General features: G+C 49.2%; 23 protein-coding genes. 13 read left to right on the forward strand and 10 right to left on the reverse strand.

Going from position 1 to position 26662, the window contains the following annotated elements:
* Window positions 1-38: 38 nt before the first annotated feature.
* Together bacA and folB are read right to left on the reverse strand one after the other, a co-directional pair.
* Window positions 39-857, reverse strand: a complete 819-nt coding sequence (gene bacA / locus HGT70_RS08565; protein ID WP_071432125.1) for an undecaprenyl-diphosphate phosphatase — start codon at window positions 855-857, stop codon at window positions 39-41.
* Window positions 858-973: 116 nt separating this feature from the next.
* Complete coding sequence (gene folB / locus HGT70_RS08570; RefSeq protein ID WP_214195598.1) at window positions 974-1336, reverse strand: bifunctional dihydroneopterin aldolase/7,8-dihydroneopterin epimerase; 363 nt, start codon at window positions 1334-1336, stop codon at window positions 974-976.
* A 109-nt stretch (window positions 1337-1445) separates the two neighbouring features.
* On the opposite strand from folB, the gene plsY reads away from it, so the two are divergent.
* The gene (gene plsY, locus HGT70_RS08575; RefSeq protein ID WP_071432129.1) at window positions 1446-2057 is read left to right on the forward strand and encodes a glycerol-3-phosphate 1-O-acyltransferase PlsY; all 612 of its coding nucleotides are present in this window, start codon (window positions 1446-1448) and stop codon (window positions 2055-2057) included.
* A 24-nt stretch (window positions 2058-2081) separates the two neighbouring features.
* Here the strand turns inward: plsY and tsaD are convergent, their stop codons facing one another.
* Entirely contained in the window at window positions 2082-3095 is a 1014-nt protein-coding gene (gene tsaD / locus HGT70_RS08580) for a tRNA (adenosine(37)-N6)-threonylcarbamoyltransferase complex transferase subunit TsaD (RefSeq protein ID WP_214195599.1), read from the reverse strand.
* A 280-nt stretch (window positions 3096-3375) separates the two neighbouring features.
* Between tsaD and rpsU the strand changes: the two genes are divergently transcribed.
* The 3 genes from rpsU (at window position 3376) to rpoD (ending at window position 7531) form a co-directional block, all read left to right on the forward strand.
* On the forward strand, window positions 3376-3591 hold the full coding sequence (rpsU, locus tag HGT70_RS08585) for a 30S ribosomal protein S21 (RefSeq protein WP_001144069.1): 216 nt from the start codon (window positions 3376-3378) through the stop codon (window positions 3589-3591).
* A 122-nt stretch (window positions 3592-3713) separates the two neighbouring features.
* Window positions 3714-5459 carry a DNA primase gene (gene dnaG / locus HGT70_RS08590; RefSeq protein ID WP_214195600.1) on the forward strand — a complete coding sequence of 582 codons (1746 nt, stop codon included), beginning with the start codon at window positions 3714-3716 and terminating at the stop codon, window positions 5457-5459.
* Window positions 5460-5686: 227 nt separating this feature from the next.
* The gene (gene rpoD, locus HGT70_RS08595; RefSeq protein WP_071432140.1) at window positions 5687-7531 is read left to right on the forward strand and encodes an RNA polymerase sigma factor RpoD; all 1845 of its coding nucleotides are present in this window, start codon (window positions 5687-5689) and stop codon (window positions 7529-7531) included.
* A gap of 47 nt (window positions 7532-7578) precedes the next feature.
* Here rpoD and HGT70_RS08600 read toward each other — a convergent pair whose 3' ends face one another.
* From HGT70_RS08600 to HGT70_RS08625, 6 genes are all read right to left on the reverse strand, one after another.
* Entirely contained in the window at window positions 7579-8421 is an 843-nt protein-coding gene (locus tag HGT70_RS08600) for a GNAT family N-acetyltransferase (RefSeq protein ID WP_214195601.1), read from the reverse strand.
* A gap of 17 nt (window positions 8422-8438) precedes the next feature.
* A complete protein-coding gene (locus HGT70_RS08605; RefSeq protein WP_214195602.1) occupies window positions 8439-9101 on the reverse strand; it encodes a YecA/YgfB family protein in 663 nt (220 codons plus the stop codon).
* 134 nt (window positions 9102-9235) lie between these two features.
* Entirely contained in the window at window positions 9236-10618 is a 1383-nt protein-coding gene (locus HGT70_RS08610) for a uracil-xanthine permease family protein (protein WP_214195603.1), read from the reverse strand.
* 283 nt (window positions 10619-10901) lie between these two features.
* Complete coding sequence (locus HGT70_RS08615) at window positions 10902-11687, reverse strand: YsnF/AvaK domain-containing protein (protein ID WP_214195604.1); 786 nt, start codon at window positions 11685-11687, stop codon at window positions 10902-10904.
* An 8-nt stretch (window positions 11688-11695) separates the two neighbouring features.
* Window positions 11696-12115, reverse strand: coding sequence for a DUF2382 domain-containing protein (locus tag HGT70_RS08620; protein WP_214195605.1), 420 nt, complete (start codon window positions 12113-12115; stop codon window positions 11696-11698).
* Between the two features lie 20 nt (window positions 12116-12135).
* Window positions 12136-12783 carry an OmpA family protein gene (locus HGT70_RS08625; protein ID WP_071432152.1) on the reverse strand — a complete coding sequence of 216 codons (648 nt, stop codon included), beginning with the start codon at window positions 12781-12783 and terminating at the stop codon, window positions 12136-12138.
* 334 nt (window positions 12784-13117) lie between these two features.
* Between HGT70_RS08625 and HGT70_RS08630 the strand changes: the two genes are divergently transcribed.
* The 4 genes from HGT70_RS08630 (at window position 13118) to HGT70_RS08645 (ending at window position 18563) form a co-directional block, all read left to right on the forward strand.
* Window positions 13118-14362, forward strand: coding sequence for an aromatic amino acid transporter (locus HGT70_RS08630; protein ID WP_214195606.1), 1245 nt, complete (start codon window positions 13118-13120; stop codon window positions 14360-14362).
* A gap of 74 nt (window positions 14363-14436) precedes the next feature.
* Window positions 14437-16164, forward strand: a complete 1728-nt coding sequence (locus HGT70_RS08635) for a thiamine pyrophosphate-dependent enzyme (RefSeq protein WP_214195607.1) — start codon at window positions 14437-14439, stop codon at window positions 16162-16164.
* 105 nt (window positions 16165-16269) lie between these two features.
* A complete protein-coding gene (gene proP, locus HGT70_RS08640; protein WP_071435108.1) occupies window positions 16270-17775 on the forward strand; it encodes a glycine betaine/L-proline transporter ProP in 1506 nt (501 codons plus the stop codon).
* A 143-nt stretch (window positions 17776-17918) separates the two neighbouring features.
* Window positions 17919-18563 carry a ZinT family metal-binding protein gene (locus tag HGT70_RS08645; protein ID WP_071432156.1) on the forward strand — a complete coding sequence of 215 codons (645 nt, stop codon included), beginning with the start codon at window positions 17919-17921 and terminating at the stop codon, window positions 18561-18563.
* Here HGT70_RS08645 and HGT70_RS08650 read toward each other — a convergent pair.
* Complete coding sequence (locus HGT70_RS08650) at window positions 18560-19324, reverse strand: tyrosine-protein phosphatase (protein WP_214195608.1); 765 nt, start codon at window positions 19322-19324, stop codon at window positions 18560-18562. The genes HGT70_RS08645 and HGT70_RS08650 overlap by 4 nt on opposite strands.
* Before the next feature lie 281 nt (window positions 19325-19605).
* Here HGT70_RS08650 and HGT70_RS08655 point away from each other — a divergent pair, with 281 nt between their 5' ends.
* From HGT70_RS08655 to HGT70_RS08675, 5 genes are all read left to right on the forward strand, one after another.
* Window positions 19606-20022 (forward strand): DoxX family protein, encoded by a 417-nt coding sequence (locus HGT70_RS08655; RefSeq protein WP_071432160.1) that lies wholly within the window; start codon window positions 19606-19608, stop codon window positions 20020-20022.
* Window positions 20023-20139: 117 nt separating this feature from the next.
* Window positions 20140-22419 carry an FdhF/YdeP family oxidoreductase gene (locus HGT70_RS08660; protein WP_214195609.1) on the forward strand — a complete coding sequence of 760 codons (2280 nt, stop codon included), beginning with the start codon at window positions 20140-20142 and terminating at the stop codon, window positions 22417-22419.
* A gap of 192 nt (window positions 22420-22611) precedes the next feature.
* Window positions 22612-23196, forward strand: a complete 585-nt coding sequence (locus tag HGT70_RS08665) for a sorbitol dehydrogenase family protein (protein WP_244968879.1) — start codon at window positions 22612-22614, stop codon at window positions 23194-23196.
* Window positions 23197-23261: 65 nt separating this feature from the next.
* On the forward strand, window positions 23262-24743 hold the full coding sequence (locus tag HGT70_RS08670; protein ID WP_342355574.1) for a c-type cytochrome: 1482 nt from the start codon (window positions 23262-23264) through the stop codon (window positions 24741-24743).
* Window positions 24744-24772: 29 nt separating this feature from the next.
* On the forward strand, window positions 24773-26404 hold the full coding sequence (locus HGT70_RS08675) for a GMC family oxidoreductase (RefSeq protein WP_214195610.1): 1632 nt from the start codon (window positions 24773-24775) through the stop codon (window positions 26402-26404).
* The last annotated feature ends 258 nt before the right edge of the window (window positions 26405-26662 follow it).

Genomic DNA, 26662 nt, shown 5'->3' on the forward strand with positions numbered 1-26662 from the left:
CCGCCCCTTCGTCGTACTGGATTACGCGCGCAGCCGACCTACATGAATACCATCCACACCAGTAGCGCGATGAAGAAGCGATAAAAAGCGAAGGCAACGAATGAAATACGTTTGATCACTGCCAAGAAAGCCTTTATCGCCAATAGCGCCACCAAGAATGCAGCAATAAAGCCCGTTGCAAACATTGGGAGGTCATCGAGCGACAAGAACCCGATGCTCTTCACCAAATCGAGGCCGGTTGCGCCAATCATCATAGGCACTGCGAGCAAGAATGAAAATTCTGACGCTGCATAGCGACTCACTCCGAGCAGTAGCCCACCACTGATGGTGGAACCGGAACGTGAGAAGCCTGGCCACAGAGCCAAACATTGAAAACAGCCGATTAGAAAAGCTTGGCGATATGAAATATCGTCAACCCCCACAGCCTTGGGCTGGGCGGGTTTTAGCCACTCCGCGACAATTAATAAAATCCCCCCCGCGATTAACGAATAGAAGACATTTTCTGGGGTAAATAGGCTCTTGATCTTATCGTGAAGCACCAAGCCTAGAACCACAGCAGGTAGCATGCCGCAAAGGATATGGATAAGTGAGAGGCGGCCTTGGCCCACACCTTCATGGGGGACTTTACCGAAATGAATACCGATTAAGCCGAATAGACGGCGCCAGAACATCACCACTACCGCAAGGATGGAACCTAGCTGAATAACGATCTCGAAAGTCTCTGCCTTCTCTCCTTGGAACCCTAGTAAGTGACCGACGATGATTAAGTGCCCGGTGGAAGATACCGGCAAAAATTCAGTGAGTCCTTCTACGATACCGAGCAGCGTCGCAACACCCAGCGGGTGAACATCTATCATTGGTGATTCCTCTTGTCATGACCTTAAAATAGAAAAATTATTAGATATTTTAGTAATTTATAGTTAATACGGAAAAATATGACCGCTGAGTCCCATAAAAGTTTCGCGACTGGTTATTAATAGTGAGGGAAAGCCCCACGCGTAATTTTAACCCCAACGCTGCGTGCTTGAGCGACTGCACCGGGTTTATTGACCGTAATGCGTACACCTGGCGTACCAAACTCCTTCATAAGAAGTTCAGCTACCTCTTCTGCTACCCGCTCGACTAACGCAAAACTCTGATTCTCAAGGTGACTGAGAACCCTCTCTGCTACCTCTGCATAGCTCAGACAGTCCTTAACATCGTCGCTTTTGGCAGAGAGTCGGTTATCCCATGCAAGCTCAATATCCAGAACCAGTTTTTGTGTAATCTGCTGCTCCCACGCAAAAGCCCCAATGGTCGTAAAGACCGTTAACTGCTCGATAAAAACAATATCCATTTCTTAACTCTCTCTATTTAATCGTACCTAGGTGATACCACTTGCCGATATTTATGGGTATTATCTTAGCTATTGCTAACGACTGTATACCTCTCGGTATGGAAATATTATGACAGCTATCGCCGTAGGAATGATCATATTTGCCTACCTCTGTGGATCGATATCGAGCGCTATCGTGCTGTGTAAAATTACACGACTCCCTGATCCCCGCCTTAGCGGTTCCGGAAATCCTGGCGCGACTAATGTACTGCGATTAGGCGGCCCCCTCGCAGCACTGGGCGTGCTTCTTTTTGACATCATTAAAGGGATGCTACCGGTCTGGTTGGCTTACCATTTACATCTCCCATCAATGATCTTAGGCTTCGTGGCTATAGCCGCCTGTGTCGGCCATATCTATCCACTATTCTTTAACTTTCAAGGTGGTAAAGGCGTAGCAACTGCCTTAGGCGCAATAGCCCCTATTGGCGTAGACCTTAGCGTATTGTTGTTAGGGACTTGGCTATTAACCGTTTTACTCAGTGGTTATGCGTCCCTCGCAGCGATTCTAAGCGCCCTGGTAGCGCCTTTTTATGTGTGGTGGTTTAAACCGCAATTCACCTTTCCCGTCGCGATGTTATCGTGCCTAATTTTGCTACGTCATCATGAGAATATTCAGCGACTTTGGCGGGGGAATGAGAAGAAATTATTTAAACGTCGCTGGTTTCGTTTAGGGAAGAAATAACCCGGACAGGCCGGGTAATTGCTATTAAAGAGGGGATAGTTCGCAGAGCGGCCAGCGGGGGCGTACTATTATTCGTGTATCAGCCGTAGAGCCTGCCTTTAATCTAACCATTCCGGCGTAAGCGATCATCGCGCCATTATCGGTACAAAAAGCAGGACGCGCATAAAATACCGCCCCGCCGCGCCCAGACATCATCACCGACAGTTTTTCACGTAAGTTCTGATTGGCGCTGACGCCCCCGGCGATCACTAAGTTTTGAAATCCCGTCTGTTGCAGCGCACGCTTACATTTAATTAATAAGGTATCCACAACCGCATCTTCGAAAGCACGCGCAATATCGGCCTGCGTCTGTGCGTCATTGGGATTAGCGCGGATAGTGTTGGCGGCGAAGGTCTTAAGTCCCGAAAAACTAAAATCAAGACCGGGGCGGTCAGTCATTGGCCGTGGGAAGGTAAAGCGCCCAACTTCGCCCGCTGCTGCCATTTTCGCCAGTCGCGGGCCACCAGGATAATCTAACCCGAGTAGTTTGGCTGTTTTATCAAATGCCTCTCCCGCCGCGTCATCGATAGACTCACCGAGTAACTGATACTCACCGATAGCCGTTACGCTTATCAATTGAGTATGTCCTCCAGAGACTAACAGTGCCACAAAAGGGAAAGAGGGAGGCGTGTCTTCGAGCATCGGCGCCAGTAAATGGCCTTCCATATGATGGACCGCAATAGCCGGAACGTTCCAAGCAAAGGCAAGAGAACGGCCTACCGTTGCACCCACCATTAATGCACCGACCAGCCCTGGCCCAGCGGTATAAGCGACGGCATCAATATCGTCGCTAGTGAGATTGGCTTCTTGCAGCGCGGCATCGATTAAAGGAAGTGTTTTTCGCACATGGTCGCGAGAGGCAAGTTCAGGCACCACCCCGCCATAATCAGCGTGTAGCTCAACCTGACTGTAAAGTTGATTCGCAAGCAACCCAGCAGCCTCATCATAGATGGCTACGCCTGTTTCATCGCAAGATGTTTCAATACCTAATATACGCATGTTTCCCCCTCTCTCATTGCCGCGCAGTGTAACACAGCCGAGGATTAAGCAAATAATTCACCCGCACGCATTTAAATATTTATCGACCTGACCACGGGTATTAGGCTATAATTTGCGCCTTCTTAAAACCGGCATCCACTGCACAGGCATTGTTCCGTTGGTTTGAAATTATTCATGGTGCTTTACTTTACAGGTCATGCTGAAGTAAAATACTGCACCATTTTGAAATATGCTGGCGACACAGCCAGTCGAAAATCGAATTTATCGAGGTGAGAGTTACATGCCGGTAATCAAAGTACGTGAAAACGAGCCATTTGACGTAGCACTACGTCGCTTCAAGCGTTCCTGTGAAAAAGCAGGCGTTCTTGCAGAAGTTCGTCGTCGTGAGTTTTACGAAAAACCTACTACTGAACGTAAGCGCGCTAAAGCGTCTGCTGTTAAGCGTCACGCTAAGAAATTAGCTCGCGAAAACGCACGCCGTACTCGTCTGTACTAGTAGTAACGGAGAAGTTATCTTCTCCTACTGCGTTAATTTCGCAGACTGAGTCAAGTATTAGGCCGTGCTCCGAAAGGAAGCGCGGCTTATTGTCGTTTGTAAGCATAGAAAAAACAGGTGTCATGGCTGGTAGAATACCGAGTAGTTTTATCAATGACTTGCTAGCGCGAACCGATATTGTCGACATCGTCGATGCACGGGTACGCCTTAAGAAACAGGGTAAAAACTTCCACGCGTGCTGCCCTTTCCATAATGAAAAAACACCCTCTTTTACCGTTAATAGCGACAAACAGTTCTACCATTGCTTTGGCTGTGGTGCACACGGTAATGCCATCGATTTCTTGATGAACTTTGATCGACTCGATTTTGTCGAAACAATTGAAGAGTTAGCCACCTTACACGGCTTAGAGGTTCCTCACGAAACCGGGCAATCCGCAACCCCGATGGAGCGTCATAAGCGACAAAGCCTTTATCAGCTGCTGGATGGATTAAGTCAATTTTACCAACAGGCCCTGACGCAGTCTGCCTCGACCTCCGCTTCCCGTTATTTAGAGAAACGGGGACTTAGCGAGGCGGTCACCACTCAATTCGCCATCGGCTATGCACCGGCGGGTTGGGATAATGCCCTGAAGCGTTTCGGTAAAAATAACGAAGACCGCCAGTCATTGGTAGAGGCGGGAATGCTGGTAACCAAAGAAAACGGCCAGCACTACGACCGTTTTCGCGACCGTATCATGTTTCCGATTAGAGACAAGCGTGGTCGGGTGATCGGCTTTGGCGGCCGGGTATTAACCGATGAGGTTCCGAAGTACTTAAACTCACCGGAAACGACCATCTTCCATAAAAGTCGTCAACTCTACGGTTTGTACGAAGTGGGTCAGGCACATAATACTCCTGTACATATCCTCGTGGTTGAGGGATATATGGATGTCGTCGCACTCGCCCAGTATGGTGTCGACTACGCAGTTGCCTCGTTGGGGACATCGACGACCAGCGAACATATTCAACTGCTTTATCGTAATACTGACAATATTGTCTGTTGCTACGACGGTGACCGAGCCGGCCGCGAAGCCGCATGGCGTGCGCTGGAGACCGCCCTTCCCTACCTGAGTGATGGGCGTCAATTAAAATTTATGTTTTTACCCGACGGCGAAGACCCAGACACACTGATTCGTCAAGAGGGTAAAGCGGCCTTCGAACAACGGATCAGTCAAGCAACTAGTTTATCCGACTTCCTGTTCGACAGCCTGCTGCCGCAAGTCGATCTCAGCAGTCGCGAAGGTAAGGCACGTCTTAGCCACTTAGCTATCCCGTTAATCAATCAAGTACCGGGGGGAGCCTTACGCATCTATCTGCGGCAAGTGCTTGGACAAAAAATTGGGATATTGGATGATCAGCAGTTAGAAAAATTACTGCCGCAACAAGGTGCCAATCCTAGTACAACACCGGCTCCAACGCTAAAACGTACGACTATGCGGGTGCTGATTGCCTTATTACTACAGCGGCCAGCATTAGTCAGTGCAGTACCACAACTTGATGCCCTAAAAGAGGTGAAGCTACCGGGGCTACCTCTATTTATCGAGTTAGTGGCGTACTGTACGGCACATCCAGGGGTAACCACTGGGCAGATCTTAGAGCACTACCGCGACAACGAATTACGTCAGACCCTTGAAACGCTGGCGACTTGGCACCATATGATAGTTGATGAAGAGGTCGAAGCCGTTTTTATCGACTCTCTTGCCAGTATTTATAATGTCGCACTTGAACAACGATTAGAGTCACTCATCGCGCGCGAACGTACTGCGGGATTGAGCAGAGAAGAACGACAGGAGCTGCAAGCTCTCGTCACGGCATTAGCGAGAAAATAGCCGGAATCATGATGAAGTTTACGTCATTACTCTGACATAATTGGTAGAGTGACACTATAATGACAGATACAGAACTGCAAAAATAGAATTATGCTGCGGCTTAAGTGCCGATTATTGAGGGCGGATGCCCGTTGCTGCGCAAAGGCTGCAGCCCCTGAAACGCCTTTACAGTTTAATTGGTTCTGCCAATTACCTCTTTATACTAACAGAAGTGTGGATACCGTCTTATGGAGCAAAACCCGCAGTCACAGCTTAAGCTACTTGTCACCCGTGGTAAGGAGCAAGGCTATCTGACCTATGCTGAGGTCAATGACCATCTGCCGGAAGATATTGTCGACTCCGATCAGATTGAAGACATCATTCAGATGATCAACGACATGGGTATTCAGGTAGTGGAAGAAGCGCCTGATGCCGATGACTTGATGCTGAACGAAAACAGCACAGATACTGACGAAGACGCTGCCGAAGCCGCCGCTCAGGTTCTGTCCAGTGTTGAATCGGAAATTGGCCGCACCACTGACCCTGTACGCATGTATATGCGTGAAATGGGTACCGTTGAACTGTTAACCCGTGAAGGTGAAATCGATATCGCGAAGCGTATCGAAGATGGGATTAACCAGGTGCAATGTTCGGTTGCCGAATATCCAGAAGCTATTACTTATTTGCTGGAACAATACGACCGGGTGGAGGCTGAAGAAGCAAGACTCTCCGATATTATTACTGGATTTGTCGATCCTAATGCCGAAGAAGACATCGCGCCAACCGCGACTCACGTCGGTTCTGAGCTGTCTCAAGAAGACCGCGACGACGAGGAAGACGAAGAAGAAGATGGCGATGACGATAGCAGTGAAGACGATAACTCTATCGATCCAGAACTCGCCCGTGAGAAGTTCGCTGAGCTACGTACGCAATACGAGACCACTCGTGATGTGATTAAAGCGAAAGGTCGCAGCCATAAAGACGCGATGAAAGAGATCAGTAATCTTTCAGAAGTCTTTAAACAGTTCCGTCTGGTGCCAAAGCAATTTGATTACTTAGTCAACAATATGCGTCAAATGATGGACCGCGTTCGCTTACAAGAACGTACTATCATGAAGATCTGTGTTGAACTCAGCAAAATGCCGAAAAAGAACTTTATCACTCTTTTCACTGGCAATGAAACAAGCCCAACATGGTTTGAAGCCGCTCTGGCGATGAAAAAGCCTTGGGGTGAGGCACTCAAACAGAACGAAGAAGAGATCCAACGCTTTGTACAGAAGCTTGTGCATATCGAGGCTGAAACGGGCTTGACGATCGAGCAAGTTAAAGATATTAACCGTCGCATGTCGATCGGTGAAGCGAAAGCTCGCCGCGCGAAAAAAGAGATGGTCGAAGCTAACTTACGTCTCGTTATCTCCATCGCTAAAAAATATACCAACCGTGGCCTGCAATTCTTGGATCTGATCCAGGAAGGTAACATCGGTTTGATGAAGGCGGTAGATAAGTTTGAATACCGTCGTGGTTATAAGTTCTCAACCTATGCAACCTGGTGGATTCGACAAGCAATCACGCGTTCGATTGCTGACCAAGCTCGTACTATTCGTATCCCAGTGCATATGATCGAGACCATCAACAAGCTGAACCGTATTTCTCGGCAAATGCTGCAAGAGATGGGACGCGAGCCTTCGCCGGAAGAGTTGGCAGAGCGCATGTTAATGCCTGAAGATAAGATCCGTAAGGTATTAAAAATCGCTAAAGAGCCAATCTCTATGGAGACGCCAATCGGCGATGATGAAGATTCGCACTTAGGGGATTTCATCGAAGATACCACGCTGGAGTTACCGCTCGATTCGGCGACCTCAGAAAGCTTGCGTTCAGCAACGCATGACGTCCTCGCTGGACTCACTGCGCGTGAAGCGAAAGTGCTACGTATGCGTTTTGGTATCGATATGAACACCGACCATACTCTGGAAGAGGTAGGCAAGCAGTTTGATGTTACGCGTGAGCGTATTCGTCAGATTGAAGCGAAAGCACTACGTAAGCTTCGCCACCCGAGCCGTTCAGAGGTGCTGCGCAGCTTCCTCGACGAATAGAGCAGCGATGATAGAAAAGCCCTTCCTGACGAAGGGCTTTTTTTTGCCTAGCCTAATGCGGGTGTCATGACGGCAACCTGATACGCTGAGAGAGAACGGCTCGGGAAACTCCCCGCTCTAACCATAATCTCTGGGGTATCAACCCGTTGCAGGGTCCATTGCCTCAGCCACTCATCAGATAAATATTGCTCGTCGACATCTAGACGCACAAAGCCGCCTTCTAACTGACTCAATACCGCTTGGATTAATAATGGGATGAGTGCATTGTCACGACTATAGCAAGGGCCCAAGCTCATCCCATGGCCAAAGCGATGACACCCGAGAGAACCAATAATCTCCCCGGTTGCATCCACTAATACAAATACGCGCTGAGACTGCAATAAGTAGCGATATAACGTCTGACGTTGGAAACCCGTTGCACAATGTTCGAGTAATTCTAATTGAGGTTGCTGATCAAGAGTCGCTAACGCGACCTGATAACCTAAAGGTAATCGGGGGTAAGGGATCGTTGGTAAACACGGTGTTTGGTGCTGACCCAGCGCTCCTCGCCGCACAAATCCCAATTGACGATACAACCCGGCCCCTTGTTCGGTGGCATGTAAGCGCAGTTCGGCATCAGGATAGTCTGCCATTAATACCTGCATTAATTGCTTACCAATCCCCCTTCCCTGCCACGCCTTATCGACAACCACTACCCCGATAGAAACGTGGCCGTCACCCCAGCACCATGCCATAGCGGTGCCAATGACTTGCTCGTCATGCTGCATGGCATAGCCCTGACCAAGCGTTAATAGCAGTTGCCAGTCTTCTAAGCGGTGCGGCCAGCCGTACTGCTGCGTTAAGCGAAAACCCGCCGCCGCATCGCTAGCCTGTAATTTACGTCGCAGCATCCGAACTTACCTTGGCCTTAGTGGAGGCAACACTGCTTAAACTTTTTACCGCTACCACAGGGACAAGGGTCGTTACGTCCGACCTTGGTCTCTGCGATTTTCGGCTGCGGGGTATTTTGTTGCGCCAAGAAAGACCAATATTGGTAGAGATCTAGGACTGAGGCGGGTAGGGCTGCGATATGCGCTTCAAATTGTTCAGCCGTCAATAAATCGACCTCTTCAGCATAGGCTTGCGAGCCATGCATCGCGATCAGCTGGTAAGCAGAATTTAGTTGCTCAGAGACCGGAGGTAATTGGGCAAGTTTGATACCGCGCATATAGCCGTAGCACCAATCACCAATTACCGTAAAGCTCTGCCCTTCTAATTCTTGCTCGCCGAATAGAGGCTCAAACTGCTCAGGGAAATCGATTAAACGCTCTTCGATATCCGCCATATGTTGGAAGGTAAGATCCATGAAGCGGTCTCGCTCACGGGTATTTTTCCATTGCGGAATATGCTTTTCGCCGCCCCATAATGCCACCATCCAGAACTCGGGTTCTAACGTCACCGGGACGGAGAGTATTGCGGTGAGATAGCCATCCAGCTCGGAAACATCGATCACTGAGTGTTCACTTGCATACTGCTCTAGCGTGTCATCAAGCCATTGCAGTTCGTTTTCTGTAAGTGGGCCTTGTTTCATTTTCTTTTCTCCGCAAAAACACCAGGCGCAAGAAGCGCCTGAAAGTCCTATCATACCAGCGAAGCGTTTGACACGCTAAAGTTAGCGTATTTCAACCCGACCTTATCCTGCCCAATCGGGTGGGAAGCCGATAATCATTCGATACGCGTAATAGGTAGCACTTTGGCCTTAAACGGCGCAGAACCTGTCCGAGGGAGAAGAATATTTAGCAGTATGGCCACCAAACCACCGCTTGTTACAGCGCCATGCAGTAAGCTTTGCAAAAAGACGGGGAGGCCACGAATAATGTCTGGCTGTGTTTCAATCCCTAACCCTACACCAAAGGCGATAGCGACGATCAACATACTCCGGTTATCTAAGGCTTCGCGGGTCATAATACGGATCCCCGCCGCAATGACGTTTCCAAACATAACTAACGTTGCGCCACCTAGTACTGGCTTAGGGAGTTGTTGTAAGAAATGGCTAAACATGGGAAAGAAACTGAGCAATAGCAGCAACCCACCGATCCAATAACCGGCATAGCGACTCGCGACCTGAGTCATCTGGATCACACCATTATTTTGCGCGAAGGTAGTGTTTGGAAAAGAATTAAAGGTGGCGGCGATCAAACAACTCACACCATCCCCCATTATTCCGCCTTTAATTCGTTGTGCAAACTCAGGTCCCTCTAACGGTTGCTGAGAAATCATACAGTTTGCGGTGAGATCTCCGACGGCTTCGATAATGGCGATTAAGGCTACGAGAGCAATAGGGATAAACATGCTCCAGCTGAAAGCAAACCCAAAGCGAAAGGGTATGGGCAACGTTATCGCTGGACCTGCGAAGGTCAGCTGTGGATGAAAACTCCCCTGAAACGCTGCAACAATCGTACCCACTACAATACCGCTAACAATCGATGAAAGACGCAGCCAAGGCGACTTACAGCAATTGAGCGCAATGATAACCGCTAGCGTAATCCCCCCCAACATTAAGTGCGACGGCGCACCAAAATCCTTAGCCGTCGCCCCACCGCCCCAATCGGTAATACTCACTTTTACCAGACTTATTCCGATAAGAACGATAACGATACCTGTTACCAAGGGTGTTAGGATTTTCGCAAAGAGGTGAATAAAACGACTGACAATAATCGGAATTAAGGCGGCAACTAAGCTTGAGCCGAAGATCATCGCCAAGATATCTTCAGGTAATGCGCCTTGCTGTTTCATTGCAAGTCCGCCGGAGATGATGACGCCCAGGAAGGCAAAACTGGTGCCTTGCAGACAAATCATCCCTGCGCCGACCTTCATAAAGCGCCCAGCTTGCACCATGGTACCCAAGCCGGATGCAAACAATGACATGCTAATTAAATAAGGTAAGTAATTTGTTAAACCTAGAGTAGAGCCGATAATCAGAGGGGGGGTGATTACCCCAACAATGCTCGCCAAAATATGTTGAATCGCCGTAAATAGTCCCGCGGTCAGCGGCATTTTCTCGTTTAAACCGTAGAGAATGTGAGGTTGGCGAGTGTGCTGGTCCATGATCGTGGCTCCAAAAGTTGCAATGAAACTTTTTTTGCAATTTTTAGGCCAGACTTAAGTAATTAATTGTTTTAAAAATAATCTACTGATAAGTAGATAAATTATGCTGAAACTTAACTCCCAGATGACTGTACAGTGTCCAAATTTTTGTGACAATCTACTATTCCCATGCACCATCGCAGCGCTCTGCACCAAACAATGGCACTGATTGTTAGTCGCTAAGACCGATAATAAACCATAAAAAAAACCCGGCTATCGCCGGGTTGCTACTCAGAACCGCTAATTACTTCTTGAGTTCGTCGCCATGACGCTGACGCTCAACTTCAGCGTGTTGCTGACGTACAGTATCTTTGATCTCTTCGTCGTGGTTAGTATTCACTTTCTTCACGACCACTTCTTCGACGACATGAGCAGTTTTGTTAACGACCGGCTTCTCGGCCAATTCGTCGACCACTACACTTTTCTCGCTCCAGTCGATGTCTTGACCTGTCACTGGACGATTTACTGAGTTACGAACGACTTCTGCGTGTTGCTCACGAAGATTAACCTTCTGTGAAACGTCTTCAGTCGTTACGTAGCGGCGAATACGGGTGGTCCCCTCTTTCACCAAACGTTTACCAACTTCTAGCTCTTCTTTCGCCAGTTGCAGGATTTCGTCTTTCGTTTCATTACCTGTTAGGTGCGGACGGGTATCGCGAGGCGTTGGCGCAACAGGCGCAGCTGCTGTCTCTGTACCACGTGCTTTAGCCGGCACATCCACCAGTTGGTGACGGTTCAGGATAGAGAGCGCTTTAGCGTGCTCATCTTCACCATGCGCAACAACGGTTAACACTGCGCCATTTTTATGTAGCGCTTCGCTGTATAGCTCTGCATGTTCTTCTTCAACATCGTTTCCAAACAGGCGCTTCCAAATACTCGTATCTTTGAAAACGGTGCTGTCGCCATCAAGTTCGCGACCATGGATCACACTGATATCGCTTTCTTTAAAGTCAGCTTTAATGAGATTACGTTCAGCCGCTTGTGCGTGTTCAACAGTATCAAATAATGTGACGATTTTTTCGCTAGACATATTATACCTCATTTATCGGTGGATATTCTTTTGTGTGAAACGGTTTGATACTTCAGCGTTTCTTCAGATTTAAATTCGTTAATAACCTCATGACTTTCTATTCTAATCTCCTCCTTAAGATAAATTCTTTTTACTATTTCAATGTGCTCTTCGAAGACTGGAATAATTTTAACCCCAGCTTCATCACGCACTGTCGGAATAATATCAACGTATTTACCGATGGGTACATGTTTAACTTCTGCCTGTCGGCTAATTAATGACTCATTAATTTCGACTTGCTTAGATTCCGTTTTTCTTTCAACGTGAAATTGACTTTGTACAAATTGCTGCTTGTCGATCTCAAGTCTTTCTTCCATCAGAGGAATGACTAATTCCTCTGATTTTGTGTGGGGAGTGTCGTTTTCGTCTGGATAATTATCAGCGCTCATTACACTTATTCCCTGTTAACTTATTGTGCAGCTTTTACTTGCAGCGCAACGCGGCGGTTTTGGTCGCGACCTTGAGCGGTGTCGTTATTAGCCACAGCATGATCCGCACCTTGGCCTTCAATGGTGACTTTAGAGGCGTCTACTCCGTGTTGCGTTAACCATTCTTTAATAGCATTGGCGCGCTGATCAGACAGAGGCTGGTTGATAGCTTCAGTGCCTGTGCTATCCGTGTATCCACGAACGACGATGGCGTGGTCGGGATGCTGGCTAATCAAGGTGGCGACCTGGTTAAGCGACTGCTCGTCATTGACTGTAGGTGTCGCGTTACCCGTTGCGAAGCTCACCTGATTAAGGTTGATCCATTGACTGTCGTCATTGCCTTCACCCGAGTAATACTGTTGTAAGGCCGTTAAGGCGCTAGCGTTATCTGTTAAGGCTGCCGAGTTATTATCAGTGGCCGGTTGTTGCTCTGGCTGAACCATCGCGGAGGAAGATGACGCAGGAGCAGTATCAGCATCGCTATCGTGTTTTTTGGTACTAAACCAGATGGCTAGAATAACGATGACAATAGCTAATAATAGCCACCAGATCCCTTTACCTTTCTTCTGTTTAATGATTTGTTGATCGATAACGGGGTCCACAAATTTCTTATCAGTTCTTTTATCCATAAATCACCTCAGTAAATTCAACTCAGCATCATAAAGTTAAAAATCAAAAGTTTCGTATTCCGTAAACTTAACTTTAATCCTAGAACAAGGTTGAATTATATCAAGAAACTAAAATTCCAAAATATCCGGTTAAAAACGTTAACCTGCTGAAAATAATCAAAGCTTTCTTAAAAAACTTTTTTTAAAAAAGTAAAGTTAAGAATTATCTGTAGTGAGAGAAAAAGATAAATAAATAAAAAAAATTAATGAAATTAGTCGGTTAATCTTCGTTAGTGCTGCTGAGTAAGAACTGCTATAGTTTGCGACTTTTTAGCGTTCTCATTGAGGAGTACATATGGCCCCTTCTAAGACGCAGGTACTGCCCTCCAGTGCCTGGGGAGCAATGGTTATCTGTGGCACTGTCGCGGGAGCGGGGATGTTTACACTGCCTGTCGTCATGGCCGGTGCTTGGTACAGCTGGTCAGTGATCATGCTGGTCATCAGCTGGTTCTGCATGCTGCTATCCGGCTTACTCTTTATGAAAGTGAGCCTCAATTTTCCACTTGGAGCGGGTTACGACACTCTTACCCAAGTCCTCACCCCGCGCTGGTGGCGAAAATTGAACGGCTTAAGTATCAGTTTCGTGCTAGGTATCCTCACCTATGCCTACATTTCCGCGAGCGGGCCTGTGTACCAGCAGTCGATCACCGCCACAGGGATAACCATCAACGATGCCGAGGCGAAAATCTTATTGACCGCAGTCGTCGGCTTTGTGGTATGGCTTGGGACGAAAGGGGTGAGCCGGCTGATCACACTCTGTCTTGTCGCAAAACTGCTCCTCTTTTTTATGCTGTTCGGTGGGCTCATCCACCATGTGGAACTCGCGCAGCTCTTCTCTCCGGGCGATAGTACCGCGCATCCGGCCTATTTCCCTTATCTACTCGCAGTTGTGCCTTTTTGCCTCGCCTCGTTCGGTTTTCACGGCAATATCACAGGGTTGATAAGTTACTATCAAGGTCATGCAGGAAAAGTTAAGCGAGCCTTAATCTGGGGAACGCTCTTTGCACTGGTTATCTATCTATTTTGGCTAACCTGCACCATGGGGAATATTCCTCGTTCCGCCTTCCCGGATATTAGTCGTCAGGGGGGCGATATCCATGCGTTAATCCAAGCGATGCACGATCGTATCTCTCAGCGCTCACTTGGCTTATTGCTCGATATCTTCTCTCACTTTGCCGTTATCTGCTCATTCCTAGGGGTCACCGTCGGTTTATTTGATTTTATTGCAGATAAACTCGGCTTCGATAACAGCAAGACCGGGCGAGCAAAGACTGCACTAATCACCTTTTGTCCACCACTCATCGCCTCGATTCTCTTTCCGCAAGGGTTTCTGCTGGCGATTGGCTACGCGGGACTGCTGGCGACGCTGTGGGCGCTCTTTACCCCTGCGCTGTTAGCCTGGAAGGCACATGACCGTTTCACGCCTAAGACGCCTCGTCGTCTATCCCAGACGTTATCAATCGGGTTAGTGGTTACCTTCGGCATCGTCAACATCGTGGCCTGGTGTGCAAGCCAGCTCCAGCTCATCCCTATTTTTTGAGGATACGTGCTGCGCTCAACGCAGACTAAAGGACCCGCACTATACTTACTTAAAAAGTATCTTGAGGGTCTATCATGTCTGAACGGTCTGTGGCTTCACTCATCATTGAACAGCTGGAAAAAGCGGGTGTAGAACATTGTTATGGCGTTGTCGGGGATACGCTGAATTATATCACCGACGAGATGAGCCGCAGCAGTATCCAATGGGTACACGTTCGTCATGAAGAAGTAGCTGGCTTTGCCGCAGGGGCTGAGGCTTTGATAGCCGATAGATTGACTGCATGCGCCGGATCATGCGGTCCCGGCGGACTCCATTTTATCAACGGTCTATTTGAAAGCCATCGTAATCGTGCGCCAGTCATTTTACTCGCCAGTCAAATCAGCAGCGAATTACTGGGTAACGATTTCCCTCAAGAAGTCGATTTCCGCTCCGTCTATCAGAGCTGTTCGGTATTCTGCGAACAAATACTTACTGCCGACCAAGCCCCTGCCGTGATCCGTCGCGCCTGCCAAGCGGCGCTCAACCAACGCGGCGTGGCCGTTGTCATTGTTCCCGTCGATATTAGTAAAGCCAAAACCCAAGCGTTGACGCAGTCTATCTGGCGCCCGCAACCGCAATTACTCGCCAACCCCGACGAACTACAGACTATCGCTGCATTACTTAACAAAGGGAAACGCATAGCGTTCTACGCGGGAGCAGGCTGCGAAGGTGCACATGACGCATTAGTCGCTCTGGCGGAGAAGCTACAAGCCCCCATCGTTAACACCTCTCGCGGTAAAGACTTTATCGAATACGATAACCCTTACTCAGTCGGAATGACCGGTATTTTCGGTAGTGAAGCCGGTTTCGAGGCTATTAAGCAGTGCGACGTCTTATTGTTATTGGGGGCCGATTTCGCGTGGTCTCAATTCTATCCACAGAAGGCAACGATTATCCAAATTGACCAAGATGCGACGCATCTGGGTCGCCGTCATCCTATTGCCTTCGGTGCTGTGGGCCACGTTAGTGATACGTTAACAGCACTTATTCCGTTGGTCGAAACGCGGCAGGACGACCACTTTCTGCGGCAGATTATGAAGGTACATGATAAATCCGTCGAACGACGCCATAAAGAAGAACGCCGTGCTACCGGCCACCCTATCCATCCGCAGTACTTGGTGAGCCTCCTGAATCGCCACGCTGAAAAAGATGCTTTATTCACCGCCGATGGTGGTTCGGCCATGGTATGGCTACTCCGTCATATCGATAGCTTGGGGACTCGGCGTACGTTAGCGAGTCTACTGCATGGCACCATGGCCAATGCAATGCCACAGGCGATCGGCCTGCAGGTCGCCTTTCCTCAACGCCAAGTTATCGCCTTATGTGGAGATGGCGGTCTGAGTATGCTACTCGGTGACTTATTTACCCTGGTTCAAGAAGAGTTACCCGTGAAACTGGTGGTGATCAATAATGGCTCACTCAATTTCGTCGAGTTGGAACAGAAGATCGAAGGCCTGCTCGATCATTACACTAAATTAAAGAATGATAACTTCGCGAAAGTTGCCGGTGCCATCGGCCTCTATAGTCAGAAAGTGATTGAAGCGCAAACGCTAGAAGAAGCGGTGCAGCGTTTTCTCGCCCATCCAGGGCCCGCGTTGTTAGATGTACATACCCATCCAAACGAGCTAGTCATGCCGCCTGAGGTTTCGTTGAGTCAGGTGGCCGATACCGCGCTCTACGCCGCCAAAGCGGTGTTCCATGGTCGCCTCTCTGACGTGACGAGCCTGATAGGTAGCGAGATAAGCCAAAAACTCGGCAAATAATAGAAGGCAGGTATTTCACTCCCCTAGGCCACGCTTCGGGGAGTTTCGTCTATGCTTATAACTTTGTGTCATTCAGGGTATTAACAGGATAAAGGACAGCCTATGCTGAAAATTAAACGTAAAAAAGTCAAACCGATGGGCATCAATGATGTGACTATCATTGACGATGGTCGCCTCAAGAAAGCGATCACCGCCGCCGCCCTTGGTAATGCCATGGAGTGGTTCGATTTCGGGGTCTACGGCTATGTCGCGACGGTTCTGGGTAAAGTCTTCTTCCCTCATGCGTCACCCGGTATACAAATCATTGCCGCACTCGCCACCTTCTCCGTTCCCTTCATTATTCGCCCAATCGGTGGGATGTTTTTTGGTCGCTTAGGCGATAAATATGGTCGTCAACAAATCCTTGCCATGACCATAATTTTAATGACGTTGAGTACCTTCTGTATCGGTCTCATTCCCTCGTATAACACCATTGGTATCTGGGCGCCTATCTTGCTATTAATCGCCAAGATGGTGCAGGGTTTCTCGGTAGGAGGCGAATACACCGGAGCATCCATCTTCGTTGCCGAGTACTCTCCAGACCGTAAACGCGGGTTTATGGGTAGCTGGCTTGATTTCGGCTCGTTGGTCGGATTTATCTGCGGAGCAGGCATCGTTGTACTTCTTAACGCGATTTTAGGTCAAGAGACCTTCAACGATTGGGGCTGGCGCATCCCGTTCTTCCTGGCGCTACCATTAGGATTGGTCGGCCTCTATCTTCGCCATGCATTAGAAGAGACCCCCGCTTTCCAAAAACACGTTGAATCATTGGAAGAAGGTTCTAAGCAAGGCTTAAGCGAAGGCCCTTCCGTCCCCTTCAGAGAGGTCGCGCGTAAACACTGGCGTAATCTTATCTCTTGTATCGGTATCGTGATCACCACCAATGTCGCGTATTACATGCTATTGACCTATGTCCCTAGCTACCTGACTCACGATTTACACTATTCCGAGAACCGCGGCGTCTTTATTATCGTGGTCATCATGGTCGCGATGCTTTTTGTACAGCCGATCATGGGGCTACTTAGCGATAAATTTGGCCGCCGCCCGTTCATCATAATCGGTAGCGTCGCGATGGTACTCTTTTCTATCCCGTCGTTTATGCTAATCACCCATCACAGCTTGGTCGCGTTATTCTTCGGACTACTGATCCAGGCCGTTATCCTTAACTGCTTAATTGGCGTCATGGCGGCAACTCTACCCGCGATGTTCCCAACAGAAGTCCGTTATAGCGCACTGGCCAGTACCTATAATATCTCGATCTTGATCGCGGGGATCACTCCAACGCTGACCGCATGGTTAGTTGAAACGACGGGTAACCTTTATATGCCGGGTTGGTACCTCGTCGTGGTCGGTATTATTGGGGTAATAACGGGGATTACTATGCGTGAAACGGCGAATAAACCACTCTATGGTGGAACGCCTGCAGCCTCTTCTCTTGAGGAAGCGAAAGAACTCCTTCAAGAGCATCACGATGGTATCGAACAAAGGATTGAAGATATCGATGAAGAGCTTGAGGAGCTAAAACGTAAACGTCGTAACTTAGTCGATCAACATCCAAAAATTGATCACTAAACACTGACCAACGGCTACCTAGAAGGTAGCCGTTTTCTTGCGACTACTCTCGCTCACCTGCGCACTCTCCTCTTTCATGCAAACCCCTTATCCTTCACCTTACTTTGTGTTATGTTATAACAAAACATAATTAAGGGTTAGTCATGACGTTTACCTCTATAAAAAAAAGCATCCTCTTTGGGTTACTTTGCACAGTGCAGGGTGTGACGTGGGCGCACGGTAGCCATGGCCACACGATGAGCGCCGAAGAGAAAAGAATTACCCAGGGGGTATTCACCGACCAACAAGTGGCTGCGCGTCCACTGTCTGATTGGGATGGTGTCTGGCAGTCGGTTTATCCTCTTTTACAAAAAGGCGCACTCACGCCAGTCTTTGAGGCGAAAGCCGCCGCACAGCACACCTCTATCGCTGAAATTACGCGCTATTATCAAACCGGCTATCAGACCGATATCGAGAGTATTGAAATCGAAAACGATAAGGTGGAATTTATTCGAGGGAAGGAGAAGTCTGCCTGTCATTATCAAAATGCCGGTTATAAAATTCTGACCTACCCTTCAGGTAAGCGCGGGGTCAGGTATCTGTTTGAATGTCGCGATCCTGCCTCACACGCTCCGCGTTACTTACAATTTAGCGATCACCGTATCGCGCCACATCACTCCGACCACTTCCATATCTTTCTCGGTAATGATTCGCAAGAGGCGCTATTGAAGGAAATGCACCATTGGCCGACCTACTTTCCCTATCAGATGATGGATAAAGAGATCATCGACGATATGCTCCATCACTAAGCGGTTAGCCATTTGTTTTGAATCAGCTGGCGTTGCGCTACCGTGACGCCATACTCTTGCTCAAGCCAGCGATCGGTCGTGCCATAACGCTGTTTAATCTCGCGTAAGGCTGCAACCAGCCACTCCTCTTCGGCAGACAGTAGCTGCCGGAAGTTATTCCGCGCCTTATCGCTAATCGTGGTGGGCCAATAGTCCAGCGCCCGCTGACCAATACTATCCAATTGCCCATTCGTCGCTAAATAATTCTCAATGATCGTCGACTCGTCACAGCCCAGCAGTAACAGCGTTAATGCGCAGCCTACCCCTGTACGATCTTTGCCTATCGCGCAATGCTGAATAACGCTTTGCGTCTCAGCCTGGCTAAGCGTCGTAATCAGCTGTCGCCAAGCGGGGTTATGAAAGGGTAATTGTTGGTAGAGCTGAGTCATGAATCGATCGACCGCTAACGCCTCGATAGCCTGGGGTGAAAACTCGACTACTTTTGCATCGACAGCAAGATCCGGCGGATTAGCGGGAAGATTGAGATAACACGCCCCTAAAACTTGTCGATCGGGCTTCGCCTTAGCTTCATGACTATCGCGATAGTCCAGAATGGTCAGTGCGGGGAGTTGCTCTAACGTATGTGTGTCTTGCTCGCTTAAGCAGTCTAATGCGCTACACCGAAAGAGCCGATTAGGTTTAACTTTTCTGCCATCAGCCCCAATTAATCCCCCGAGTTGGCGGAAGTTGGCAATACTTTCTAGTATTATTTCTTGAGTCATTGTCGCGTTATCTCCCTGAATCTACTCAGTAAATCATAGACGATGGTGGCTTCCATCATACCGCGCTTAGGCTCAGTAGACCCTGATCGCCATCATGATTGTCATCGTGGAAAGGCATCTCAGCCTGATCGAACTATAATCTCGTGCGCATAATTTTCGCGTAGAGATCGATTAACTGATTGTAATCATCCACAAATTTTACGGCGATCATATTCAAATTTATTCAATTTCATCGAGAAACTATTCCGCTATATGATTAGTTTTTAACAGGAGACGATGCGATGACTTTACTCACTAAATTTAATCAAGCGGTGGATCACCCCGATGCTGGGCGTTTATTGCTCCGCTGTGTACTGGGCGTATTAATGCTATTCCACGGCTTTTTCAAGCTGACCCATGGCGTATCGTGGATTGCCCCGATCCTTGCCGCACACCATCTTCCTAGTGTCCTGGCGTATGGCGCCTATATCGGTGAAGTGGTCGCGCCGATTTGTATTATCTTAGGACTGTTCGCGCGGCTTGCCGGGTTAGTTTATGCGGTGAACATGGTCTTCGCCGTCGTTCTGATTGCCGGCGCTAACTTCTGGACGACTACCGACGTGGGCGCTTGGGCGCTCGAAACCGAAGCACTTTATCTATTTGGTGGCCTACTCGTTATGCTGCTTGGCCCCGGAAAATACAGTATTTCCAAAGCGTAAGCGTCAAGGAGGTGAGACACCACTCGCCTCCTCATTTCCAGACACACTTCTCACCCTTGCTTGCTCCCCCTAGGCGCCTATAATTAAAACTCTTCCCCTATCCTCTTGGAGTGAGTTATGTCAACTAAGCGTCATGTCCCTGGTATTCATCCCTATAATGGACCGGCTGGCGGTTGGGGGGCATTAAAAGCGACGGCGATTGCCGTCAAAACCCAGATGGATACCTTAGTCGCGCCGAAGGCACTTCTCAATACTAACCAGCCCGATGGCTTCGACTGCCCGGGGTGTGCTTGGCCCGATAAGAACCACCACTCTACTTTCCAATTTTGCGAAAATGGCGCCAAGGCGGTGACTTGGGAAGCCACCTCGCGGCGGGTGACCGCGGAATTTCTGAGTAAAACACCGGTAAGCACTCTACTGACCCGTAGCGACTACGAGCTAGAGGGTTACGGACGCTTAACCCAACCGTTACGCTACGACGCCGCTTCCGACACCTTGCAGCCGATTAATTGGGAAGAGGCCTTCACCCTTATTGGTGAACGGCTGCAACAGCTGCCTGCAGAGCAAGTCGAATTCTATACATCGGGACGAACCTCTAACGAGGCGGCTTACCTTTATCAACTGATGATCCGCGACTATGGCTGCAATAACTTTCCCGATTGCTCCAACATGTGTCACGAGGCAACCAGTGTGGGGCTACCGCACTCTATTGGCATCGGCAAAGGCACTGTGTCGCTAGAAGATTTCGATAAAACCGAGCTTATTATCTCCATCGGCCACAATCCTGGTACCAACCATCCGCGGATGATGGGGACGCTGCATGAAGCGGCGCGGCGTAATGTGCCGATTATCGTACTTAATCCGATGAAAGAACGCGCCCTAGAACGCTTCGCCGACCCGCAGAACCCAATTGAGATGGCCACTTACCAATCGACCGATATCGCCTCTTCTTATTATCAAGTCAAGGCGGGCGGCGATGTTGCGGCACTTAAGGGTATCGCTAAAGCCTTGTTAGAGGCTGAAGACATTAGCCACGATGTGCTTGACCGTGAGTTTATCGATGAACATACCCTGGACTTCGCTGAATTTGCCGATGATATCCGTGCAACGTCTTGGGATGCCATCGAACAGGCCAGCGGATTAAAAGTCGAAGATCTCACGCGGGTTGCCGAGCATTATGCGAATTCAAAAGCCACCATCATCACTTACGGGATGGGGATTACTCAGCATGAGCACGGGACACAAAATGTGCAGCTCATCGCCAGCCTACTACTTATGCGCGGAAACTTCGGTAAGCAAGGTGCAGGGATCTGCCCGCTACGCGGCCACTCTAACGTACAGGGGAACCGCACGGTCGGGATCACTGAGAAACCTACCGAACGCTTTCTTAACGATCTCGACCAGTACTTTGGGATCCATTCACCGCGTGAGCACGGTCATGACGCCGGTGCCGCAATGGAAGCGATAATTCGCGGCGAATCGAAGGCTCTTGTCTGTTTAGGAGGAAATTTTGCCGTCGCCCTCCCCGATCCTGAGCACTGCTTCCCAGCCTTAAAAGAGTTGGATCTTAGCGTACACGTCGCGACCAAATTAAACCGTAGTCACTTATTGGTCGCCAAAGAAACCATTATCCTACCCTGTCTAGGACGTACCGAAATCGATCAGCAAGCAACTGGCCCACAATCAATCACCGTGGAAGATAGTATGTCGATGGTGCATGCCTCTGCAGGGAAACTTAAACCTGCCTCACCAGCATTACTCTCAGAAATCGCCATCGTTGCCGGGATCGCCCAGGCGACCTTGCCTCATTCCCGCATTGATTATGCCCATTATGTTGAGGACTATGCGCGAATTCGCGAGGCGATCGAGGCTACGATCCCTGGCTTTAACGATTACAATCAACGGATTAAGCAGCCCGGCGGGTTCCGGATGCCCCTTCCCCCCACCCAGCGCCAGTGGCCGACCCCGTCAGGACTTGCCCACTTTATGGTTTATCCAGGGCTCAATGAAGACGAGGCATTGCGTGAACAACGTGCGCTTCGGCTGATCACTCTGCGTAGCCACGATCAATACAACACCACGTTATATGGATTGGACGATCGCTACCGCGGCGTTTTTGGAAGACGAGATGTGCTGTTTATGAACCCAGAGGATATGAGCGAGCAAGGCCTTGAACATGGCGATGTGGTTGATATTGTCACGGCATTGCCAGACTGTGAGGCTCGCATGGAAAGCATCACCGTAATTGAGTATGCCATCGCCCGCGGTTCTGTCGGCGCTTACTATCCTGAGGCCAATATTCTGATCCCATTGAGTTATCGCGATCCACAGAGCGGGACGCCAGCCTATAAGTCTCTACCGGTTAACGTGGTGCTGCGCGAGACGGCAACCGCATAACCTACCCAGCCAACGGGGTTTGTCGCCCTGTTGGCCAACGTTGCCCTTATAATTTCCACGCGATACCGCTAAAAATTGTTTAGAAATGTTTTTTTTGTGATCTAAATCTTATTTTTTCGTATTTTTACAAAAAATTACGTTACTCTTTTGTTACGCACAGCGTTTCCGTAACGACTCACTCTAAGAATAACTATGATGAAAGACGAAAAAAAAATTTCCGAGCAAGGTCTAAGTAAAGAAGGGGCAACGCGTCGTCGCCTCTTCGGTCAATCTGGTGGACTCGTCGCCAGTTTCGCTATTGGGAGTGTCCTGACCGGACAAGCCATCGCAGCATCACCCAGTACCCCTGCGGTATCGTCACCCGATACGCAAACTCTCAATCAATTTCTCAAAGTTTCTCGCTTACTGACCGGACATCAAACGCTCGATACCACGTTGGGCCAGCGTCTGTGGGAGGCGTTTCATCAACACTCCGAACAGTTCGCCAGTCAATATGCAGCCCTAAGCCAGTGGATCGACGATCATCACCCTGTAGACGTTGAGGCTCTGGATCAGCAGTTGCAAGGACAACCCTTACACGACGTGATGATGAACATCATTCGTGGATGGTACCTCGGCGTCGTCGATAATAGTCATCATGCACAAGTCCTCTCTTATCAGAATGCATTGATGTATCAGGTACCCCGTGACGGCATGGTCATTCCGACCTATGCGCACAATGGGCCTGACTATTGGACAGCAGAACCGCCACCGGTCGATCGTTTATTAACATTCTAATTTTCCAAGGGTCTCTGCCCAGGCAAAAATGTTACCGATAACTAATTCCACCCTTTGGAGTTACTGTGAGAAATTTTTTTTCAACTCGCCTACGCGCGAGTCACTTAGCGCTGAATATTTCGGCGATCTGTCTTGGCATGGGTGGCTTCGCAGGCTTTACCCAAGCCGCTGAGCAAGTCCCGGTACAAGCCCCGACTGTGCAGCAAACGCAACAAGATCTTGTAGCTAAAGGACAATACTTAGCGATTGCCGCGGACTGTGCTGCCTGCCACACCGACCCGACAACGAAGCAGCCGTTTGCGGGCGGATACGCCATCCATTCACCGATGGGCGTGATCTATTCCACGAATATCACTCCGTCGCAACAATATGGCATCGGTTCCTATAGCGAACAACAGTTTGAACAGGCAGTCCGTCACGGTATTCGCGGCGATGGTAGCCATCTTTACCCTGCTATGCCTTATGCTTCGTATGCCGGGTTAACCGACGACGATATTCACGCGCTATACACCTACTTTATGCATAGCGTTGCACCGGTAAATACTGAGAACAAGGCTACTGCCTTGAGTTTCCCGTTCAATATTCGGCAGATGATGTTCGGGTGGAACCTACTGTTCCTAAAATCGGGTGCCTATCAGAACGATGACTCACAAAGTGCCGAATGGAACCGTGGGAAATATCTCGTCGATAACCTTGAGCACTGTGGGGAGTGTCACTCACCTCGTAACTTGATGATGGCACAAAAACAGGGAGCAGATGCCCTTAGCGGTGCCGCCTTGGGCAGCTGGTATGCGCCTAACCTGACTGCAGATAAAATGAGTGGTCTAGGTAGCTGGTCACGTGATCAACTCAAACAGTATTTGCAAACTGGCGATGTCCCAGGTAAAGCTCAAGCTGCGGGCCCAATGGCCGAGGCGGTGACTAACAGCCTACAACATCTGCATGATGCAGACATTGAAGCGATTATCACTTATCTGCAAAGTCTTCCGGCACAGGCGCAATCTCACCAAGCTAAAGCGACCGGTGATTTTGGACAAGCGTCTAACGTCGACAGTGACGTGCGCGGGACGGCGGGCTTAGGGATTGGTTTACCGCAAGATATGAGCGGCAAAGCGCTGTATGACAGTGCCTGTGCGAGCTGTCACCAGCCAGATGGCCAAGGGACTACCGATCATTTCTATCCCTCTCTTTCCCATAACACGGCAACCGGTGGCAATACCCCGAATAACCTGATCTCCGCCATTCTATTTGGCGTGCAGCGTGAGGTAAAAGGCAAAGAAGTCTTAATGCCAAGCTTTGGTCCTGGCTCTCAGGTACAAGCGCTCAGCGACCAGCAAATTGCTAGCCTCAGTAATTATATCTTCCAACAATATGGCAATCCTGATCTCCATGTAACGCCTGAACAGGTTACCGCACTGCGTAAGGGTGGAGAACAGCCGTTACTCGCTCGCATCGCGGGCCCAGCCACCATTGGTGGTGGCGTGGTAGTGGTGTTGATTGTCTTATTACTGGTTATCCGCCGTTCGCGTAAAAAGTCCCGTGGATAAACCATTCGAATTCGCAGTGAGAGGGTGTTATGTCAGAACAATATAGTGCAGATGTCGTCGTAGTTGGAGCAGGGATCTGCGGCGGTACGGTGGCTAAAGAGTTAGCGGAAGCGGGTTTATCAGTGTTAGTCCTTGAGGCTGGCCCGCGTTGGGAGCGCGGTGAGGTCGTAGAAAACTGGCGCAATATGCCGCCGGTGAATAAGTCAGAATCTGACTATGCGACACCTTACCCCGCCCAGCCTTGGGCGGTGCACCCACAGATGAACCCTTACAATGAGTACCCTGAAGTTTCAGGCCCTGATGCCAGTGCCTTTCGTCAGGGGATGATTAAGGGGATTGGGGGAACCACTTGGCACTGGGCTGCATCTTGCTGGCGTTTCCTCCCTGCCGATTTACAGCTACACAGCACCTATGGGGTCGGCCGGGATTGGGCCGTCACCTATGACGAGCTCGAAGATTACTATTACCGCGCGGAAGTGCTAATCGGCGTGAATGGCCCCAATGATACGTCGCTAAAATACGTTGCCCCACGTAAAAAGCCGTTCCCGATGGAGCCAATGCCTTACGGTCCCGCCGACCGTCGCTTTACCGAAGTCGTTGCTCAAGCTGGGTATGAGAATACGCCTGTGCCACAAGGCCGTAATAGCCGTCCTTACGATGGCCGTCCACAATGCTGTGGTAATAACAACTGTATGCCCATCTGCCCGATAGGGGCGATGTTCAATGGTATTCATAGCGTAGTGAAGGCAGAAGCTGCCGGAGCGAAATTCATTGCCAACGCCGTGGTTTATCGTATCGATACAGATAAAGACAATAATATCACCGCGATGCACTACTACGACCCAGACAAAGTCTCGCACACCGTTACCGCGAAAACCTTTGTCTTAGCGGGCAACGGCATTGAGACACCAAAACTCCTGCTACTGGCTGCCAACGACCGTAACCCGAACGGCATCGCCAATAGCTCAGGACAGGTTGGTCGTAATATGATGGACCACCCTGGGATCTTAATGAGCTTCCAAGCGGCAGAGCCTATCTGGACCGGGGGTGGCTCGGTACAGATGAGCTCAATCACTAACTTCCGTGATGGCGATTTCCGTCGCGACCACTCAGCTATCCAGATTGGGATGAACAACACCTCGCAAAACCATAAGGCGGGTGTCAAGGCATTACAGATGGGGCTAGTCGGTAAGAAACTCGACGCAGAAATCCGTCGTCGCGCCGCCTGCGGGATGGATATCTACGTTAACCACGACGTATTAGCGAACCCCGATAACCGCTTGACCTTAAGTACACAACGCAAAGATAAGCTGGGGATCCCTTTCCCACATGTGACTTACGACGTCGGCGATTACGTGCGTCGTTCAGCAGTACATTCTCGCCAGCATTTAATGAATATTGCGAAGCTATTTGGCGCAACTGAAATCGAGATGACTCCCTGGTTTAACCCTAATAACCACATTATGGGTGGGACGATTATGGGCCATGACCCGAAAGACTCGGTCGTGGATAAGTGGTTGCGTACCCACGACCATAAAAATCTCTACATCGCCTCCGGTGGTGCGATGGCCGCAGCGGGTACTGTTAACTCAACGCTGAGCATGGTTGCGTTATCGTTACGCGCCTGCGATAGCATTAAGCAAGAGATGTTACATAGCTAAGCGATGATATCGCCCTCGGATCAGAGGGCGATATGCTGCCGTTTATCCCAGTTGTTCACTGACTCGCGCTCGACGGTTATTTTTTAAAGTATCTTTTTGCTACAGCCTATTGGCCACACGTATTATTTAATATCGATAATAATTATATGAATTACAGTTATGATGTTATTGATGAAGAGATATGATTAGCATAATCTAATAAGAAAATATTATTAGAAGTCATTGACGATTAATTTAATACTCCTAAAACATTAAATT

The organism is Rosenbergiella collisarenosi (assembly GCF_018494085.1).
Classification (GTDB): Bacteria; Pseudomonadota; Gammaproteobacteria; order Enterobacterales; family Enterobacteriaceae; genus Rosenbergiella; species Rosenbergiella collisarenosi.